This is a genomic window from Agrobacterium larrymoorei (assembly GCF_030819275.1).
In the GTDB taxonomy this organism is placed as follows: domain Bacteria; phylum Pseudomonadota; class Alphaproteobacteria; order Rhizobiales; family Rhizobiaceae; genus Agrobacterium; species Agrobacterium larrymoorei_B.
On sequence record NZ_JAUTBL010000001.1, the window covers coordinates 254,811 to 273,024 of the forward strand.

The following is an 18,214-nucleotide window of genomic DNA, read 5'->3' on the forward strand; positions in this document are numbered from 1 at the left end:
TCCTAGGCTTACTCGGCTGCGACCAGCGTTTCAAGGTCCATCAGATGCCCGGCCCGAACGGTCTTGGTGCGAAGGTAGTTCTGGTTCTCGGCGGTCACGGTGCCCGTGACGGGCGCGCGCGCTTCCACCTCGATACCCCCGGCACGAAGACCTTTGATCTTGGTTGGATTGTTCGTATAGACGGCCACTCTCGTAATGTTCATATGGCCAAGCATGGCGACAGCGGCCTCATAGCGGCGGTGGTCCTCGAAGAGGCCAAGCTCGGCATCGGCATCGATCGTATCGAGGCCGAGATGCTGGTAGCCATAGGCACGCATCTTCGCGCCGATGCCGGTGCCGCGACCCTCCTGGTCGAGGTAGAGCAGCACGCCACCCCCGGCCTGCTTCAACAGCGCCAGACCGTTGCGCAACTGATCGCCACAGTCGCATTTCAGCGAGTTGCAAAGGTCACCCGTGATGCAGGACGAATGAATGCGGATCGGCACCGTCCGCGACACATCCGGATTGCCGACGACAATCGCAACCTGATCTTTTTGCGCAAGTCCTCCGCGGAACACGACGAATTCGGAATCGCCGAGATCCTTAAGCGGGACGCGGGTTCTCACCACCTTTTCGAAACGCTGGAGCGCCATTTTAGTATTCAGCAGGCGGGACGCAGAGAGCTCGCAGCATCCGGAAAAACGCTCCGGCGACGAAGAAACATCGGCCATGACCATGGCAGGTAGGAGCAGCGCCACGCGCGCCAGCTCTGCCGTCTGCGATGCCAGTTCGTCGGCCTTGGTCCATTTTTGCGGACGCTCTGCACCCAGAACGTAGGATAGCCGCGAAGCGTCTTCGAAGCTGACACCTGAAAGGGGCGTGAGCACGTCTCCATGACCGAGAATGCCCAGACGTGTTGCACGTGGCGCGGTCAAGAGCAGAGAATGGCTGTTCGCAGTTGCCATTGCGAACTGGTCGTAAATCGAAGGTGCAACGGCATCCAGCGCGAGGACTGCCAGGTGCCGCTCGTTCGAGGAGAAGAGGATGGGGCGACCGTAGCGAAGTTCCGAAACGGCGCGCTCGACTTCAATCTCAGGGGTGGAAAACTCAAAGGCAGCGTGGGCGGCAGACGACATGTGACATACTCTCCCTAGACGTTTTTGCTCTCTACGGAGAAGATCATGGTTGGATTTCTCGCAGACACGGAATTTATTTTGGTAATCCGCACGGAACAAAACGCGCGTCTTGGCAATACGCTCCATTGAAATCGCATTTATCAGGATCACCCTTTTGGCACCAGCGTCGGCCGAACCTTCGAATAGCAGAAACATAATTTGCCGGGCGCTGTGGATCGAGACAGCGAACCGTTGCGCCTTAAGGCAAGAGAACCTCGAGACGGTTCAGGCAGACCAAGTTCTGGTTCGCACGCTCTTTAGCGGGATCAGCCGTGGCACTGAGTCTCTCGTGCTGGCGGGCAAAGTACCGCCGAGCGAGTACGACAGAATGCGCGGTCCCCACATGGAAGGCAATTTCTCCTTTCCCGTAAAGTACGGCTATTCCACAGTCGGGAAGATTGAAGATGGCCCCAACGATTTGATCGGCAGGACGGCGTTCTGCCTTCATCCGCACCAGGATCGTTTCGTCACCACCCGCGACATGGTCGCGTTACTGCCAGAAGATCTCCCACCGGAGCGAGGCGTTCTCGCGGCAAATATGGAAACGGCACTCAACATCGTTTGGGATGCCATAGTCCAGCCGGGCGACCGCGTCGCTGTTTTCGGCGCCGGCGTCGTTGGCACTTTGATCGCCAGTCTTTCCCGCCGGATTGCAGGCACCGAGACGGTATTGGTCGACACCAACACCGATCGCCGCGCGCATGTGGAGGCCATGGGTATCTCCTTTGCAGAGGCGGGTACGCTCAATGGCGAGTTTGACGTGTTGATCAACGCCTCGGCGGCGGGCGCCGCACTTTCCGAGGCCATCGAACACGCTGGCACCGAGGCGCGCATCATCGAGGCAAGCTGGTATGGCGACAAGAACGTATCCATTCCGCTCGGCGGCGCCTTCCATTCCAAGCGCCTGCAACTCCTAAGTTCGCAGGTCGGTGCCGTTCCTGCCTCGCGGCGAGCGCGCTGGAGCTTCGGCAGACGTATGGCGAAAGCCTTGGAACTGTTGGAGGACGAGAGCCTCGATCACCTGATTTCCGGCGACACGGCCTTTGCTGATCTGGCCGACGATTACCCCCGTATCCTTTCATCGCAGACGACGCTCTGCCACCGCATCCGCTACTAACGAAAGAGAGACCATGTTCGCAGTCGAAGTCAGAGACCACATCATGATCGCCCACAGCCTGCCGCGTCCCGTCTTCGGACCGGCACAAGGCATGCATGGCGCCACCTTCGTTGTCGATGCCGCATTTTTCACGAAGGACGTGGACGAAGACGGTCTTGCGGTTGATATCGGCGCAGCGACAAGTGTTCTCTCCGAAACGCTGAAGCCGTTGAATTATCAGAACCTCGACGAGCTCGATGTCTTCAAGGGCAAGGTCAGCACTACCGAAGTCATTGCGAAGCATATTTTCGATCAACTCGCTGAAGCCGTTGCCGCCAAGCGGCTTGGCCCCGGAAGCCACCGGATTTGCCGCATCCGGGTGCTGCTGCATGAATCGCACGCCGCACGCGGCTGGTACGAGGCCGACCTTTGAGACAACGGCTGGCCTTCGCCTACCCCGGTAATCTTGAACTGAAGACCGGAGGCTATGGCTACGATCGTGAAATGATCGCGGGTCTGAGGCAGCTTGGATGGGATATCGACCTTATCGCTCTTGGGGAGGGTTTTCCCTCCCCTTCTTCCCAGGCATTGGAAGAGGCTGAAGGACGTCTCTCTGCGCTGCCCGACGGCACGCTGGTGATGATCGACGGGCTTGCCTTCGGCGTCATGGACGAGTGGGCAAAGCGTGAAGGACAGCGACTTAAGATCGTGGCGCTTGTTCATCACCCTCTGGCGCTTGAGACCGGCGTAGGCGAGGCCGATCAATCCCGCTTGCGGCGCAGCGAAAGACAGGCTCTTGCAACGACGCAGCATGTGTTCGTCACTTCACCAATGACGGCTCGCGAGCTGATCGAAAACTTTGCTGTTCCGACCGCCAAGGTGAGTGTGGCTGTGCCCGGCACAGTGAGGCAACCGAAAAGCCATAAGGCACAAAACGACGTCCCTCAGATCCTCTCCGTGGGCTCCCTCACGCGACGAAAAGGCCATGACGTCCTGATCGCCTCGCTTGCCATGATCGTCGATCTGCCGTGGAAGGCCACGTTCATCGGGAGCCCACATCTCGACCCTTCTGTCGCTGCCGCTTTGGCGGAGCAGATCAGCGCTCTTGACCTGAACGACCGCATCACGCTGGCAGGTGAATGCGAGGATCTTTCGGCGGCCTATGCGAGTGCGGACATCTTCGCGCTTGCCAGCCGCTATGAAGGCTACGGCATGGTGTTTGCGGAAGCACTCTCTTACGGCCTGCCGATCGTTGCATGCCATACGGGCGCCGTGCCGGAAGTCGTGCCGAGCGAGGCCGGTTATCTTGTGCCGGTGGACGAAGTGGAGGCTTTGGCCTCTGCGTTGAGACGCCTCTTGATGGATCCCAACGATCGAGCGCGCCGGGCAGAGGCTGCAGCATCCGCGGTTGAAGGGCTTCCGAGCTGGACCGATACGTCCACCATCCTTTCCAATAGATTGAAAGCATTGATATGAGCGGCTTTGACAAGGAATGGCTTCGCCTTCGTGAACCGGCGGATCGCGAGGCACGATCGTCCTCTCTTGTTGAGACGGTGAAAGAATACATCCAATCCCACTCTCAGCATGTCGTCATGGATATTGGTTGCGGCACGGGATCAACCTTCCGCACCCTCTCGCCACGTCTTCCCGACGTCGAATGGAAGCTTCTGGATTATGAGACCAGTTTGCTTGACGAGGCAAAACGCCAGATTGGGCAGAGAGACGACGTTTCGTTTCATTGCGCGGACCTGAACACGCTGGACGGGAGTTTGCTCGATAATGTCGCGGTCGTCACCGCGTCCGCCTTGTTCGACCTCTGTTCGGCGGACTTCTGCCGACGATTTGTCGAGCGATTGGCGCGCAAAAAGATCGGGCTTTATGCGGCGCTCAACTATGACGGCGTCATGGAATGGTCGATCAAGCATCCTCTTGATCGTGCCGTTGTTGCCAGCTTCAACCAGCATCAACGCACAGACAAGGGCTTCGGACCGGCTCTTGGACCTGACGCTTCCGGCTATCTGTCGAGCTTGTGCGAGGATGCAGGATTTTCCGTCAAGACGGCCTCCAGCCCATGGGCGCTCGGGCCTGATTCCGAGGCGCTTCAGAGCGATTTTCTTGCGAGCCTCGCCGCCCCTATCCAAGAAATCGGAAACATCGACACGGCAGAGTTCAAGAGTTGGCTTGAGTTTCGCTTGTCACGCGTTGGCGTAGATGGAAGCCGGTGCATCGTCGGCCACACGGATTTCCTGGCCCTTCCGAACGTTTAAATCCGACTGCGGCTTCAGGCAGCAGTCGAAAAGCACGTCGCTCCCGAGACCATAGATATCTGCCTGGGGACGATGCGCGTTGCAAAGCTGTGCGATCGGCGGAAGCGAAATGCCGCACGGACCTGAACCAATAATCAAGGGTGCGATCGCAACATGCAGTCGGTCGACCAGTCCCGCATCGACAAAGCGAGAGATCGTGCGCGCCCCGCCTTCGACGAGAATGCGTTTCAATCCGCGCTCTGCGAGACAATCGAGAATATCCCGCGGGTCAAGACCTCCGGCGCCGCGCTGAAGTTTTATCACTTCGGCGCGATACGACGTCGCAGGCGCGTCATGTCCTTGAATGACGATCACCGGAGCGCCGTCATCATTGAACAGCCCCTCGTGTCCAGTCAGTTCGCCTTTGCAATCGATAATGACACGTGTGGGGCTCGGTCCCTTGACTTCGCGAACCGAAAGGCGCGGATTGTCGTTCTGAACCGTGCCGACACCGACAATGACCGCATCCACAAGGGCACGACACCGGTGGAGATGCGCCAGACCATCAGGTCCGGATATGTCGCGGGCATCGCCTGTTGGCGTTGCGACCCGACCGTCAAGCGACTGACCGACCTGCGCGATGACGAAACCGTCCCTGGCTGCCGCAATAGGACCATAGAGCATGAGCGCTGGGTCGGCTTCCTTTCGGCGCAGTGCATCCTTCCCGTCACGAATGGAAAGAAGCTTTGTCCAGAGCCTGTCGGTCATGTGAAGGTTGCGCATCGACGTCCCTTTAAAGAATGCGGTAAAGCGTGGCGTCCCGGCGGATCAGATGGTGGAAGATCACAGCCAGCATGTGTAACGCGAACAGCGCTAAAATGATCCACGCGCTCCATTCATGGATCGCCGAAAATACCGGTGCGATCTCAGGAGATTTTCCGATCGGGCTCCAGACGGGCACCAGTCCGAACCACTGCAGCGGAAAGCCATGCGCATTCGTGGCGAGAAAACCCGACACCGGCGTGATGATGAGGAAGAGGTAGAGCAGACCGTGGACCGCGTGGGCGGCGATCCGCTCCAGCGCCGGTCCCTCTATTGGCGGCGCCCGTCTATACAGGCTGACTCCAACCCTCAGCAACATGACCCAAAGGATGAGAAAGCCGAGGCTTTCATGGACGAGGTAGAAGTCGAGCTTCACGTCATCCTTGACGAAGCCAATCATCAGCCCAAGCGGCCATGTCAGAAAAACCAGGATGGCAACGATCCAGTGCAGCACCCGCGAAGCGGGACTGTATCTTGGAACATCCGGCAGCGATCGATCACTCATCCTCATGACTCCTCCAGGATTGAGCATCATCATGCCACAACGGACGGAGCCAAGGATAGTTCTCGGCATGGATGGAGATCGGTGCGGTACGTTTGCGAGGCACCGAGTGACCCCAACGTGACCCGATGTCAGGTCACGCTGTTGACCACATTCGTTGTGGCCCGATCAGGCCAACACGAGATGTCCTGGCGAAACCTCACGATACTCTCGCTTCGGTGCGACATAGCCGACGTTGCGGACAGGGCTTTTCAGCTCTTCGATACCAGCATTGCGCCGAATGCCGCGGCGGGCTGGGTCTGGCACAGGGACCGCTGCCATCAGCTTTTTCGTGTAGGCGTGCTGTGGATTGGCAAAGATTTGCGTACGCGGGCCGATTTCGACGATCTCTCCAAGATACATAACCGCCACCCGGTGGCTGACGCGCTCGACAACCGCCATATCATGGCTGATAAAAAGGAAGGCGATTTTGAACTGTTCCTGCAGATCCATCAGCAGATTGCAGACCTGCGCCTTGATCGACACATCAAGGGCGGAGACGCTCTCGTCGGCAACGATGACTTTCGGATTGAGCGCGAGAGCGCGAGCAATCGCCACGCGTTGACGTTGACCGCCGGAAAACTCGTGCGGGTAGCGATCCATCATCGTGGAGGACAATCCGACCCGCTCCAGCAGATCAGCCGCTTTTCGACGCGCATCCGATGGTGATGCGATGCGGTGCTTGATCATCGGCTCGGCCACAGCCGACCCAACTGTCATGCGCGGATTGAGGCTTGAGAAAGGGTCCTGGAAGATCATCTGCACGCTTCGCCGTAACGAACGCAGGTCCGTTGGGCCGAGCTTCAGCACATCGTAACCGTCGAGAGAGACTTCACCGGACTCCGGCTCCACGAGCCTCGTGATCGACCGGCCCGTCGTGGACTTCCCGCAGCCGGACTCGCCCACCAGGGAAAGCGTCTCGCCTTGAAAGAGATCGAAGCTGATATTCTCGACAGCGTGCACCGCGCCCGTCACCCGGCCGAAGAGACCGGAGCGGATGGCAAAGCGCGTGACGAGGTTCTTGACCGAAAGGACCGGCGTCAGGCCACCCTCAACGGTGTCCGCGACCTCGACGCTCTCGCCCACCTCCCCCGTTTGCATATCGACCTTGGGGAAGCGCAACGGTTGTCGATGCCCATCCATGGAGCCAAGTTTCGGTACCGCCGCGAGAAGCGCGCGGGTGTAAGGGTGCTTTCCGCGGTGAAAGATATCCGCAGTGTCGCCGGTCTCGACCTGGTCACCACGAAACATCACGATGGTGCGGTCGGCAATTTCGGCGACGACTCCCATATCATGGGTGATAAAGAGGACCGCCATGCCCTCCTCTTCCTGGAGGGTTTTGATCAGGTCGAGGATTTGTCCCTGGATCGTCACGTCGAGCGCGGTCGTCGGCTCGTCGGCAATCAGAAGCTTCGGTTTCGAGGCCAGCGCCATGGCAATCATGACGCGCTGGCGCATGCCGCCGGAAAACTGATGCGGATACTCGTCGAAACGACCAGCAGCATTGGGAATGCGTACCTTTTCCAGCAGCCGTATTGTTTCGTCCCTGGCTTGACCCTTGGTCATCCCCTTATGCCGGATCAGCACCTCAGAAATCTGCCGCCCGATGGTGAAGACCGGATTGAGCGATGTCATCGGCTCCTGAAAGATCATCGCGACATCATTGCCGCGCACATGGCGCATCTCATGCTCGGAAAGCGAGAGAATGGCCTTGCCGTTCAGTTCCACCTCACCTTCGATCCGGCTGACCAGGGGATCGAGAAGCCGCATCAGCGACAGCGAGGTAACGCTCTTGCCCGAACCGCTTTCACCCACAATCGCGACCGTTTCACCGGCTTTCACCTCAAAGGAAAGTCCGCGGACGACCGTCTTCCATTCGTCATCGACCTTGAAGGAGGTCGTCAGGTTTTTGACACGCAGAACTGCTTCATTGGAAGTCTGCCCGTTGATGGTCATGGCTCATCTCCCCACAGCATAGGCCTGCATCAGGCGTGGTGTCGCAGCAGCACGCAGCAGTCCATCATGATCGCGCCGAGCAGCCGTGAGGCGGCCGACCGTCCACGGCTCGGCGGGCGTCACGTCATGGCCGCGGCTGCGCAATTCGCGCAGGGTATCTTCACCAACACTCGTCTCGATCATCACGTTACCGGGCTGGCGCGTTCGCGGATAGAAGGACCCCGGGAAGTGCGATGTATGGAAAAGTGGCAGATCGATCGCTTCCTGCAAGTTCAGTCCAAAGTGGGCATAGCGGAGGAAGAAGGAAAGCTGCCACTGGTCCTGCTGGTCGCCGCCCGGCGTCCCGAAGGCGAGTGTCGGGCGGCCCTCGAAAAGGGCGAGCGACGGCGTCAGTGTCGTGCGGGGGCGCTTGCCCGGCGCAAGAGAAGTCGGAAGACCCGGATTCAGCCAGAACATCTGCGCGCGGGAGTTCAGGCAGAAGCCGAGACCGGGAACGATGGGTGAGCTTTGCAGCCAGCCACCGGACGGCGTGACCGAGACCATGTTTCCTTCCCGGTCGATGACATCGATATGGACTGTGTCGCCGCGCTTTTCTGTCAGATGCGACATGGTCGGCTCGTAGACCGCACCAATCCCTTGCATGGAGTTCAACATGGAGAGCGTCAGATCGCGCTGGTTCTCAAAGCCGGGCACCAGTCCCGGCCGCAGGTCCATCGATGCCTTGTCGGAAATCAGCGTGCGACGCTCGTCATTGTAGCTGTCGGACAGCAGAGTCTGCACGGGCACCTGCGCGAAGTCCGGGTCTCCGTAGTAGACTTCGCGGTCGGCATAGGCGAGCTTCATCGCCTCGACGACGGTGTGGACGAAATCGGGACCAGCCGGGTCCATCTTGCCGATATCGAGGCCCTTCAACAGCGCAAGCGATTGAAGCAGGACTGGGCCCTGCCCCCACGGCCCTGTCTTGGCAATCGTCCAGCCGTGATAATCATAGGTGGTCGGCGCATCGATGGTGGCCTGGTAGCCCGCCATATCATCCGCCGTCAGCACACCCTTGTGTCTCGAACCGCTGGCATCCATCACCTCGGCTTTGGCCAGATAGTCGGCGATCTTTTCAGCGACGAAGCCTCGGTAGAATGCGTCGCGTGCCGCTTCGATGCCGGCTTCGCGACCGGGCTTTGCCTCCGACTCCTTTACAATCCGCTTCCAAGTCTCCGCAAGCACCGGGTTCTTGAAGTTCGACAGTGGTTGCGGCACTGCACCGCCCGGCACCCATGTCTCGTAGGACGTCGGCCATTCCGTCTCGAAGAAATGCGCCAGACCTGCAATCGAGGCCGAAACGCGAGCCAGCAGCGGATGGCCGTTTTCGAGATAGTGGATAGCGGGCTCCAGCACCTCACGCACACTCATCGTGCCATAATCGCGCAGCATCAGCATCCAGCCATCGAAGGCGCCGGGAATAACGGTCGCCAGCAACCCGTCGCCGGGGATGATGTCGATGCCCTCGCCTTTGTAGTGCTCGATGGTTGCGCCAGCAGGGGCCGGACCCTGCGCGCAGATTACCTCGACCTTATCCTTCTTCTTTGAATAGATCACGGCGGGCATGTCGCCGCCTGGACCATTCAGATGCGGCTCGAGCACCTGGAGCACGAAGCCCGTTGCAACGGCAGCGTCGAAAGCGTTTCCGCCCTTTTCGAGAATGCTCATGCCGACCGAGGATGCAATCCAGTGCGTCGAGGTCACGACACCGAATGTACCGAGGATTTCAGGGCGAGTTGTGAATGCAGTCATAGGATCAGTCCTTCGGGATTATCAGTGTTCGCGCGGATCGAGCGCATCTCGCAGGCCATCGCCCAGGAGATTGAAACCGATCACCACGAGGAAGATGGCTGCACCCGGCCAGATGGCCATCCAGGGTGCCTGGGAGAGATAGTTCTTCGCCACATTGAGCATCGAGCCCCAGCTTGCCGCTGGCGCCTGCTGTCCAAGGCCCAGGAAGGAGAGGCTTGCCTCGGCAATGATTGCAGTTGCTACCGTCAGCGTCGCCTGAACGATGATAGGCGGCACGATGTTGGGAAGGATGTAGCGAAGCATGATATCGTGATGTCCGAGCCCGATAGAGCGCGCTCCTTCGATATAGTCCTCCGTCTTGACCGCAAGCACCTGTGCGCGTGTCAACCGGATGAAGATCGGCATGGCAGAAAGGCCGATCGCGATCATCGCATTGGTCAGGCTCGGGCCAAGGAAGGCCGCGAGCGCGATTGCCATGATCAGAAACGGCATCGCCAGAAAAGCTTCGGTAATACGCGAGATCACCTGGTCGAGCCAGCCGCCGAAATAGCCGGAGACAAGGCCGAGCGGCACACCCGTGATCACTGCGATGAAAACGGAGACGACGCCCGCCATCAGCGAGGCCTGCGCCCCCCAGATCATGCGCGAGAGTATGTCGCGGCCGATATCATCGGTGCCAAGCCAATGCGCCGCCGACGGCGCCTTGCGAATGGCGCTCCAGCTTGTGGCATAGGGATCGGCAATCGGCAGAACGGGTGCGAGCAGAGCAATAACGGCAAAGAACACGATGATGATGAGACCGGCGATGGCGCTCTTGTTGCGCTTCATCTTTTTCCAAGCGCGATTTTGCGAGCGCTTAGTGACCGGCGCGGCTATCTGAACGGTCGCGCTCATATCGCAGCCCTCATGCGCGGATTGAGGAGAACCGTGACGACATCCGCCAGCAGGTTCATCAGGATGAAGCCGATTGCTGTGCACAGCACCACACCCTGGACGACGGCATAATCACGCGTGAAGACCGCATCGACGATGAGCTTGCCGAAGCCTGGAATCGTGAAGATCTGCTCGGTCAGAACCGCACCGGCGAGCAACTCTCCGAAGAGCAGCGCCGACAAGGTGATGATGGGCAAAAGAGCGTTTCTGAAGGAGTGGCTGAGCACCACCTGCCAGTTGGACAATCCCTTGGCTCTGGCGGTGCGGATATAGTCGGACTTCATCACCGAGAGCATGGCAGATCGCGTGTGACGCATCAGCGTCGCGGCCAGCGCATTACCGAGAACGAAGGACGGCATGATCATGGTCTGGATCGAGCGCACGGGATCAACGAAAATAGATTCGTAGCCTGATGCCGGAAGCCAGCCAAGATGGACCGACACCAGCAGGATCAGCATGATACCAAGCCAGAAATTCGGGATCGAAAGGCCGGACAGCGCGACGATGTTCGAGAGATAATCGATCCACGTATTCTGTTTGACGGCAGCAAGAATACCGATCGGTACACCGATGATCAGCGCGAAGAACATCGACATCAGGGCAAGCTGGATGGTGACCGGGAGCTTCTGGCCGATCAATTCAAGAACCGGCTGGTTGGTCCTGAGCGAAATGCCGAAATCGCCCTGAAGCACCGAGCCGAGCCAGTAGAAATACTGGTAAACGACCGGGTCGTTCAATCGATACCGCTCGCGTAGCAACTCGATAACGGCAGGGTCGCGCTCCTCCCCCGCCATGGCGAGAATGGGATCGCCCGGCAGGAGCTTTTGCAGCGAGAAGACGAAAATGGAAATGATAAGCAGAGTCGGTATGGCAACCAAGAGCCGCTTGCCGATATAGATGTGCATTGCATCGATCCTTGAAACACCGGGTGTGCCGGAGATTGGCACAGGCGCTGTTGCCAGCGCCTGCGACGGAACATCAAGGGCTTATGAGCCTTTTTTCACACCGGTCAGGCGGATCATGCCATCGGACGAAGGGGTGAAGCCGGTTACGGCTTTGGACGTCGCGTAGAGATAGGCTTGATGACCGAGATAGATCAGCGGCAGATCCTCATCGAGAATCTTGGTCGCCGCATCATACTTCTCCTTGCGAACGGCATTGTCAGTCGAGGCACGCGCCTCGTCGAGCAGCTTGTCCACTTCCGGGTTGCAATATTTGGTGTCGTTGATGCCGCCCTTGCAGGTAACGAACTGGTGGATATTGCCATCGGGATCGGAACGACCAGACCAGTCGGAGCGTGACAGAACGTAATTGCCCGCTGTCTGCTCCGAAAGCAGAGTCGCGAATTCAGTGGCCTTCAGCTTCACATCGAAGCCTGCCTCCGCCACCATGGCCTGAATGACCTGCATCATCTGCGTCTGGGTCGTATTGTTGGCATGCTGCAATTCGATTTCGTAGCGGTCGAAGCCAGCTTCCTTCATCAGCGCCTTGGCTTTTTCCACGTCGCGCGCCGGCACGGGAACATCCTTGTTGTACCAGGGGCTGGTCGGCGGCCATGCCTGGTTTCCAGCCATTGCGGTTCCTTCGAAGACAACCTGGTTGATCGCCTCGCGGTCGATAGCGAGCGAAAAGGCCTGGCGCAGACGCTTGTCCTTGCCGAAAGGATTGTCCGCCTTCGGCCCGTTGCCGATATTGACATACATGGCCATGTAGCCCGGCCCTACGACTTCACCATAAGTCAGCTTCGGATCGTCTTTAACCGATGCTGCGTCCGAAGCAGAAATGCGCTCCGCCATGTCGAGATCGCCGGCACGCAGGTTCGCCAGACGAACCGTCGTATCGGGAATGGGGAGGAAGGTGACCTTGTCGAGAAAGATGTTATCCTTGTTCCAGTAATCGGCGAACTTCTCCAGCACGATACGGTCCTGCTGGATGCGCTCCACGAACTTGAAGGGACCGGCGCACACGGGCTTGGAACCAAAATTGGCGCCGAGTTCCTTGCCGGCCTTCGGCGAAATCATCATGCCTGCACGGTCCGAAAGCTGAGCGAGCAGGCTGGCATCCGGCTTCTTCAACGTGAACTTGATCTGGTACTCACCAGTCGCTTCAACCTTGGCTACGGAGGCGAGCTCGCTCTTGCGGCGCGACTCCGGCATCGTCATGTTGCGCTCGATCGTATAGACGGCAGCCTCGGCATTGAACGGCGTGCCATCATGAAAAACGACGCCTTCACGCAAATCCATTGTCAGCGTGTTGCCATTGTCGCCCCATGCCCATTTCGTCGCGAGCTGCGGAACGACGGCGAGATTATTGTCGAGATCCACAAGCTTGTCGCACATGCTGGTATAAACCAGGCGACCGACGAAGGTACGTGACTGGGCCGGATCGAGCACGTCGGCATCGTCCTGCAAACCTATGCGAATATCCGCGGCAAAGGCGGAGGTGGACAGCAATGCTGCAGTCAGCAGACTGGCGGAGAATTTGGTGATCTGTCTCATGTCGTTCTTCCTCTGAATGGCGTTCAGGCAGCCGGTGTTCCGGTTCATGCCGTGGTGATTGTCTGTCAGATCTCTCCCGTCGATCCGTGATCGAGATGATCCATCGATGTCTGGCGGATAAGCCGCTCCTGCAATGTCAGGAGGTGATTGCGCATCGCTTCGCCCGCCTTCGACGGATCACGCGCCGCAATCGCGTCGATGATTTCGGCATGCTGATCGCGCGATTCCTTCAGCGTGTCGTCGAGCCGGCGTGCGCGTTCACGAACCGCCTGCCAGGACGGGTCCTGGCGAACCCGGTTGACGACATCGAACAGCGACAGGAAGAGCTGATTGCCTGCGCTCTGCGCGATCAAACGATGGAGCGAACCATCCCAAAGCTCCCGCCAATCCGCATCGGTTCGCTCATAGATCTTGGCGCAGGTTTCACGCATACGAAGAACGTCGGAGGGCTTGGCGCGCATGGCGGCTAGCTGCGCCAGCTGCGGCTCGATGCGAAGCCGCACTTCCATGATCTCCATGAAGTTGGTGCCGGGGACGAGACTTGCCGCATGGTCGCCCCAACTATCCGGCTTTTGACCAAGGAAGGTACCGGCACCCTGGCGGCGCCAGATCAGGCCTTCCGCTTCAAGCACTTCCAATGCTCGCCGAATTTCCCGGCGGCCAGCACCAAGGCGCTCGCTCAACGTGCGCTCCGTCGGCAATTTTCCATCGCGTCCAAAAGCACTTACGGCAATCAGCTCACGCAAGCGTTCAAGCGCGTAGTTCGCATTGTCCAGCCCGGTGATATTGGATTTCTCATTCATTGGTGCGTACCAATTTCACATTGGTTCAATCAATGCCGAACGGGTCTTTTCGTCAAGCTTAAAATTTACCCACGCGGAAATTTTATGCAGTCAAGCTTCACGGAGAGAGCGCGTTTGCCCGAGATAAACGCGAAAAAGCAGCGGTCGTGGTACGGACCGCTGCTTTCTACATGCGCCAAAAGTGGCCTCTCGTTAGACCGGCATCAGGCAGCCAAACTGGTTTGATGAACTTCGACAAGCTCCTGATAGCATGAGATATTTCCCGCAAGAACGGGTTGGCCCTCGAAGAGTTTTTCGCCCTCTAGCGAAAACGGCATGACCTTTCCGCCTGCCTCCTCCACCAGGCAAAAACCGGCCATGCAGTCCCAGGCTCGCATATGAGGCTCGTAGTAGCCGACCAAGCGACCCGCAGCCACATAGGCCAGCATCAGCGCACCGGATCCATTACGGATGAAATTGCCGCCACGGGCCATGACGTCGCTTATGATCCGACCGACTCGCTCCGGAGTGACGTAGTTGTTGCAACCAATCCCGGTCAGGGCGTTCTGAATATTCCGGGAAGGGTCGAGCGTTAGTGGCTTGCCGTCCAGGGTCGCGCCATGCCCTTCCGCCGAGGCATAGGTCTCGTCAGCACAGGGTACGCGGATCACACCGATGACCGGTTTACCATCCCGGACCACGGCAATCGAGACACACCAGCTTGGCATGCCGTTGACGAAAGGGGCTGTGCCATCGATCGGGTCGACCACCCAGGTGTAGCCAGAGACACCGTCGTCGTAGCCATGCTCCTCGCCGAGAAAGCCATCCGCGGAAAAAGTCGCAGCGACGCGCTCCCGCAGCATGGTTTCGACGTTGCGATCGGCGATTGAGACGACGTCCTGAAGGTCCCTCTTGGTTTCGATCACCAGGCTGTCGCGCTTGTTGAAATAGTCGAGCGCCATGGCGCCAGCCTCAGCCGCCAATTCCTTTGCAAGCGCAAAGCGCTGTTCGAGGCCGTCATTCCGTTCTGTCATTTCCAATGTCCTTGATTCAATCTGCACTGTTTACGCGTCGATGAGTGCTATGCCACGGTTTTTAAAACTCAGTGTGACATCGCCGGTTTCGTGCACCATCTGGTTCATGTCGTGGTCGACGATGAAAAGCGTGCCGACTTCCGTCTCGACCTCGTATTCCATGTGACCGCCAAGATAGGCGGTATGCAGCACACGTCCAGGCATTCCGCCATCACCCGGCGCGCCGATCCGGATCGACCCTGGACGGACCGCGAGTTTTGCAGCACCAGCGCGCGGCTGCCGGCTTGGAATGCGGTGCTCGGTCTCACCGATACGAATGATCGCTTCCGCGCCGATCTGTGAAACAACCTCGCAGGGAACGACATTCGCTTCACCCATGAAGTCCGCGATGAAAGATGATGCGGGAGCTTCATAAAGCTCGCGCGGTGCGCCCGATTGCGCAATCTCGCCTTCCTTCATAACGATGATACGATCGGAAACCGCCAGCGCTTCATCCTGATCATGGGTCACATAGACGGCGGTAAAGCCGATGCGCTGTTGCAGTTCACGAATGTCGGTGCGGACGCGTCGGCGCAGACGCGCATCGAGGTTCGACAGGGGCTCGTCAAGAAGGAGCACTTGCGGCTCCAGCACAAGAGCGCGCGCAACCGCCACACGCTGCTGCTGCCCCCCGGAAAGTTCCGCTGGCAGACGTTGTCCCATGCCGGCGAGACCGACGAGGCGCAGCCCTTCCTCCGCCTTATCTCTTGCCTCGTTCTTCTTCAGCCCGGAGGATTGAAGGCCATAGGCAACGTTGTCCAACGCACTCATATGGGGAAACAACGCGTAGGACTGGAAGACCATCGACACATCGCGCTCATTGGCGGGCAGCATGGTGACATCCTTGCCGCCGATCAGGATACGACCGGAGTTCGGATGCTCAAGACCAGCGAGCATTCGAAGCGTCGTCGTCTTGCCGCAACCGGACGGGCCAAGAAGCGTAACAAGCGTGCCCGGCTCGATGGTGAGAGACAGATCCGGTATGGCAGTAAACGCACCGAAGGTCTTGCGAACATTCTGAAAAACGACTGAGCCGGGTTTGACGGTAATCATGCGGCTTTCTCCTGAGGATTGGATATGGATGTGGCTGGGGAAAAGCCGGCAACGCGATTTTCGCGACGCAGGCGTCTTTCCCCAACGGCAAGTTGGAAGCCAGCGATGACGGTGATCATGACGACAATCAGCATGGACGAGTAGGCGATCGCCACTCCATATTCCCCATTTTCAACCAGGCCGACGATGTAGGATGTCGCCATGTTGTACTGGGCACTGACGAGGAAGATCACGGCACTGATGGATGTGATGGCGCGGACGAAGGAGTAGACGAGTGCCGCGCGGATCGCTGGACGAAGCAGCGGCAGCACCACCAGCCTTATGGTGCGGAAGCTATTTGCGCGCAGCGTCATGGAGGCTTCGTCCAGGCTCTTGTCCAACTGGCTCATGGCCGCGATGCCACCGCGCACGCCGACCGGCATGTTGCGGAACACGAAGCACATGATCAGGATGATGGCGGAACCCGTCATTTCCAGCGGCGGCAGGTTGAACGCCATAATGTAGCTGACCCCAATGACCGTCCCAGGAATGGCAAAGCTCATCATCAACGCGAATTCGAAGAGATTGCGCCCGGCAAATTTCTGTCTGACGATGATGTAGGCGGTCAGCAAGCCGACCGCCGCCGTCAGGGGCGCCGCGATGAGTGCGATTTCCATCGTCGTCCAAAAGGAGTTCCAGGCAACGCCGGTCCAGGCGATGGAACCGTTGCTGATGCTGACGGAGAAAGCGCGAACGTAATGATCGATCGTCAGCGTGTTGTCCAAGCCCCAGGTCTTCACGAAGCCACCGACAAGGATCATGCCATAGATAACGACTGTAAAGATCATCCATGGAACCACCAGCGCATGAACTGCAATGGACATCGACTTCGGGAGAGCGATGTGTGCCCCGCTGTCGCCCTTGCCCGTCACCGTGGCAAAGTTCTTTCCCGACAGCCAGAAACGCTGCGCAAGAAAGGCAGAGAGCGTGAAGCAGAGCAGGACGATGGCAAGGACGGCCGCTCGCGAAGGATCGTTTTGAGAGCCGACCACCGCGAAGAAGATTTCGGTCGAAAGCACGCCATGGCTCCCACCCAGCACCAGCGGATTTCCAAAGTCGGCCATGCTTTCGATGAAGCCGATCAGGAACGCGTTGGCGAGGCCAGGCTTCATCAGCGGTAGCGAAACGTGCCAGAAGGTGCGCCAACGGTCGGCGCGAAGTGTCTGAGATGCCTCCTCCATGGAGGGGCTTACCCCCTCGACAACGCCGATGAGGACGAGGAAAGAGATGGGCGTGAAGGAGAGAACCTGGGCGATCCAGATACCCGTCATGCCATAGAGCCAGCGACCGGGTTCGACGCCGAAGACGTTGGACATGAATTCGGTCACCACACCGGCGCGTCCGAAAAGCAATGTCAGAGCAAGACCGATGACGAAGGGCGGCGTGATGATTGGCAACACCGTCAACAGACGCAAACCCTTCTTGAAAGGAAAGCGTGTTCTTGTTGCCACCAGTGCGAAAGCAAGACCCAGCACGGTCGAACCCGCTGCCGTCATGATCGCCAGGAACAGAGTTCTCCACGCCACACCGCAACGACCGCCGCCGATGACGCAATCAAGGCTCCAGATGCCCGGGTCGCGCATGTTGCGGATGAAGCCGTCAGGATTGAAGGAACCGTCGAAATCCTGAAGGGCACCGACCATCATGCTGCCGATGGGATAGAAGACGAAAACGCCGACGAGGAAAATCAGCAGCGAGATGCATGAAACGATAAAGGCATCGCCCTTCATGAAGCCACGCTCGGCAAGCCCGAAGGAGATGAACAGGACAAAGACGAAGGCCATCGTGACTGCGCCTGCACCCATGGAAGGCTGGCCATCCGACAGGGCACCAAAGAGACCTTCGGTCGCTTGCCAGGTCCACCCGGAAAACCCGATCGCCAGCCCCTGAAGCACGAGGAAACCGAGACCGAGACTGCCCGCTGCCACCAGCAAAGCGCCACGTTTATCGGCGTCCGAGATCATCCGCGCGGCTACTCCCAGAAGGAAAAACGCAAGGACGCCGAACAGCCAGGCGCGACCTTCAGACACCATCTGAAGAATGCCGGGAGCGACCGCCTTAGAGAGCGGGAATTCCGCCAGCCAGCCGAGGCCGAAGAAACCGCCTTCAATGCGGTACCAGGGAACAAGCACAAGTGCCGCTAGTCCCACGGCCAGAACAATGTCCAGCCGGCGATTGCCATGGGTCATGGTCAACCTCACAAATTTGAGTGTGTCAGAAAGGGCCGCCTTCA

16 protein-coding genes are annotated in these 18,214 nt (G+C 58.8%); 4 read left to right on the top strand and 12 right to left on the bottom strand.

What is annotated here, in order from left to right; translation table 11 throughout:
* Positions 1–8 precede the first annotated feature (8 nt).
* Entirely contained in the window at positions 9–1,115 is a 1,107-nt protein-coding gene (ribA, locus tag QE408_RS01125) for a GTP cyclohydrolase II RibA (RefSeq protein WP_306927806.1), read from the bottom strand.
* 367 nt (positions 1,116–1,482) lie between these two features.
* Here ribA and QE408_RS01130 point away from each other — a divergent pair, with 367 nt between their 5' ends.
* From QE408_RS01130 to QE408_RS01145, 4 genes are read left to right on the top strand one after another with little or no spacing between them, the layout of a single operon-like run.
* Positions 1,483–2,271 carry a zinc-dependent alcohol dehydrogenase gene (locus tag QE408_RS01130; protein WP_306927807.1) on the top strand — a complete coding sequence of 263 codons (789 nt, stop codon included), beginning with the start codon at positions 1,483–1,485 and terminating at the stop codon, positions 2,269–2,271.
* Positions 2,272–2,284: 13 nt separating this feature from the next.
* Positions 2,285–2,683 (top strand): 6-pyruvoyl trahydropterin synthase family protein, encoded by a 399-nt coding sequence (locus QE408_RS01135; protein ID WP_306927809.1) that lies wholly within the window; start codon positions 2,285–2,287, stop codon positions 2,681–2,683.
* A complete protein-coding gene (locus QE408_RS01140; RefSeq protein ID WP_306927810.1) occupies positions 2,680–3,726 on the top strand; it encodes a glycosyltransferase family 4 protein in 1,047 nt (348 codons plus the stop codon). Before QE408_RS01135 ends, QE408_RS01140 begins: the two co-directional genes overlap by 4 nt.
* The gene (locus tag QE408_RS01145; RefSeq protein WP_306927812.1) at positions 3,723–4,517 is read left to right on the top strand and encodes a class I SAM-dependent methyltransferase; all 795 of its coding nucleotides are present in this window, start codon (positions 3,723–3,725) and stop codon (positions 4,515–4,517) included. The genes QE408_RS01140 and QE408_RS01145 overlap by 4 nt, the downstream gene beginning before the upstream one ends.
* Here QE408_RS01145 and QE408_RS01150 read toward each other — a convergent pair.
* From QE408_RS01150 to QE408_RS01200, 11 genes are all read right to left on the bottom strand, one after another.
* On the bottom strand, positions 4,446–5,279 hold the full coding sequence (locus QE408_RS01150) for a RibD family protein (protein ID WP_306927814.1): 834 nt from the start codon (positions 5,277–5,279) through the stop codon (positions 4,446–4,448). The two genes, QE408_RS01145 and QE408_RS01150, sit on opposite strands and share 72 nt — an antisense overlap.
* 10 nt (positions 5,280–5,289) lie before the next feature.
* On the bottom strand, positions 5,290–5,823 hold the full coding sequence (locus QE408_RS01155) for a cytochrome b (RefSeq protein ID WP_306927816.1): 534 nt from the start codon (positions 5,821–5,823) through the stop codon (positions 5,290–5,292).
* A 165-nt stretch (positions 5,824–5,988) separates the two neighbouring features.
* A complete protein-coding gene (locus QE408_RS01160) occupies positions 5,989–7,815 on the bottom strand; it encodes an ABC transporter ATP-binding protein (RefSeq protein WP_306927818.1) in 1,827 nt (608 codons plus the stop codon).
* Between the two features lie 3 nt (positions 7,816–7,818).
* A complete protein-coding gene (locus tag QE408_RS01165) occupies positions 7,819–9,603 on the bottom strand; it encodes a gamma-glutamyltransferase family protein (protein ID WP_306927819.1) in 1,785 nt (594 codons plus the stop codon).
* A gap of 21 nt (positions 9,604–9,624) precedes the next feature.
* Positions 9,625–10,497: an ABC transporter permease gene (locus QE408_RS01170; RefSeq protein ID WP_306927821.1), complete on the bottom strand. Its 873-nt coding sequence runs from the start codon at positions 10,495–10,497 to the stop codon at positions 9,625–9,627.
* Complete coding sequence (locus QE408_RS01175; RefSeq protein ID WP_306927823.1) at positions 10,494–11,441, bottom strand: ABC transporter permease; 948 nt, start codon at positions 11,439–11,441, stop codon at positions 10,494–10,496. The genes QE408_RS01170 and QE408_RS01175 overlap by 4 nt, the downstream gene beginning before the upstream one ends.
* Before the next feature lie 81 nt (positions 11,442–11,522).
* Positions 11,523–13,034 (bottom strand): ABC transporter substrate-binding protein, encoded by a 1,512-nt coding sequence (locus QE408_RS01180; RefSeq protein WP_306927825.1) that lies wholly within the window; start codon positions 13,032–13,034, stop codon positions 11,523–11,525.
* A gap of 65 nt (positions 13,035–13,099) precedes the next feature.
* Positions 13,100–13,837: a FadR/GntR family transcriptional regulator gene (locus tag QE408_RS01185; RefSeq protein WP_306927828.1), complete on the bottom strand. Its 738-nt coding sequence runs from the start codon at positions 13,835–13,837 to the stop codon at positions 13,100–13,102.
* 203 nt (positions 13,838–14,040) lie between these two features.
* Positions 14,041–14,850 carry an inositol monophosphatase family protein gene (locus QE408_RS01190; RefSeq protein ID WP_306927831.1) on the bottom strand — a complete coding sequence of 270 codons (810 nt, stop codon included), beginning with the start codon at positions 14,848–14,850 and terminating at the stop codon, positions 14,041–14,043.
* A 30-nt stretch (positions 14,851–14,880) separates the two neighbouring features.
* The gene (locus QE408_RS01195) at positions 14,881–15,942 is read right to left on the bottom strand and encodes an ABC transporter ATP-binding protein (protein ID WP_306927833.1); all 1,062 of its coding nucleotides are present in this window, start codon (positions 15,940–15,942) and stop codon (positions 14,881–14,883) included.
* A complete protein-coding gene (locus tag QE408_RS01200) occupies positions 15,939–18,170 on the bottom strand; it encodes an ABC transporter permease (RefSeq protein WP_306927835.1) in 2,232 nt (743 codons plus the stop codon). The genes QE408_RS01195 and QE408_RS01200 overlap by 4 nt, the downstream gene beginning before the upstream one ends.
* Positions 18,171–18,214 lie beyond the last annotated feature (44 nt).

What these genes read in the sequence shown, in the direction of transcription:
- ribA (WP_306927806.1), bottom strand. Translation starts at nt 1,115, where the DNA reads ATGTCGTCTGCCGCCCACGCTGCCTTTGAGTTTTCCACCCCTGAGATT.
- QE408_RS01130 (WP_306927807.1), top strand. Translation starts at nt 1,483, where the DNA reads ATGCGCGGTCCCCACATGGAAGGCAATTTCTCCTTTCCCGTAAAGTAC.
- QE408_RS01135 (WP_306927809.1), top strand. Translation starts at nt 2,285, where the DNA reads ATGTTCGCAGTCGAAGTCAGAGACCACATCATGATCGCCCACAGCCTG.
- QE408_RS01145 (WP_306927812.1), top strand. Translation starts at nt 3,723, where the DNA reads ATGAGCGGCTTTGACAAGGAATGGCTTCGCCTTCGTGAACCGGCGGAT.
- QE408_RS01150 (WP_306927814.1), bottom strand. Translation starts at nt 5,279, where the DNA reads ATGCGCAACCTTCACATGACCGACAGGCTCTGGACAAAGCTTCTTTCC.
- QE408_RS01155 (WP_306927816.1), bottom strand. Translation starts at nt 5,823, where the DNA reads ATGAGTGATCGATCGCTGCCGGATGTTCCAAGATACAGTCCCGCTTCG.
- QE408_RS01160 (WP_306927818.1), bottom strand. Translation starts at nt 7,815, where the DNA reads ATGACCATCAACGGGCAGACTTCCAATGAAGCAGTTCTGCGTGTCAAA.
- QE408_RS01165 (WP_306927819.1), bottom strand. Translation starts at nt 9,603, where the DNA reads ATGACTGCATTCACAACTCGCCCTGAAATCCTCGGTACATTCGGTGTC.
- QE408_RS01170 (WP_306927821.1), bottom strand. Translation starts at nt 10,497, where the DNA reads ATGAGCGCGACCGTTCAGATAGCCGCGCCGGTCACTAAGCGCTCGCAA.
- QE408_RS01175 (WP_306927823.1), bottom strand. Translation starts at nt 11,441, where the DNA reads ATGCACATCTATATCGGCAAGCGGCTCTTGGTTGCCATACCGACTCTG.
- QE408_RS01180 (WP_306927825.1), bottom strand. Translation starts at nt 13,034, where the DNA reads ATGAGACAGATCACCAAATTCTCCGCCAGTCTGCTGACTGCAGCATTG.
- QE408_RS01185 (WP_306927828.1), bottom strand. Translation starts at nt 13,837, where the DNA reads ATGAATGAGAAATCCAATATCACCGGGCTGGACAATGCGAACTACGCG.
- QE408_RS01190 (WP_306927831.1), bottom strand. Translation starts at nt 14,850, where the DNA reads ATGACAGAACGGAATGACGGCCTCGAACAGCGCTTTGCGCTTGCAAAG.
- QE408_RS01195 (WP_306927833.1), bottom strand. Translation starts at nt 15,942, where the DNA reads ATGATTACCGTCAAACCCGGCTCAGTCGTTTTTCAGAATGTTCGCAAG.
- QE408_RS01200 (WP_306927835.1), bottom strand. Translation starts at nt 18,170, where the DNA reads ATGACCCATGGCAATCGCCGGCTGGACATTGTTCTGGCCGTGGGACTA.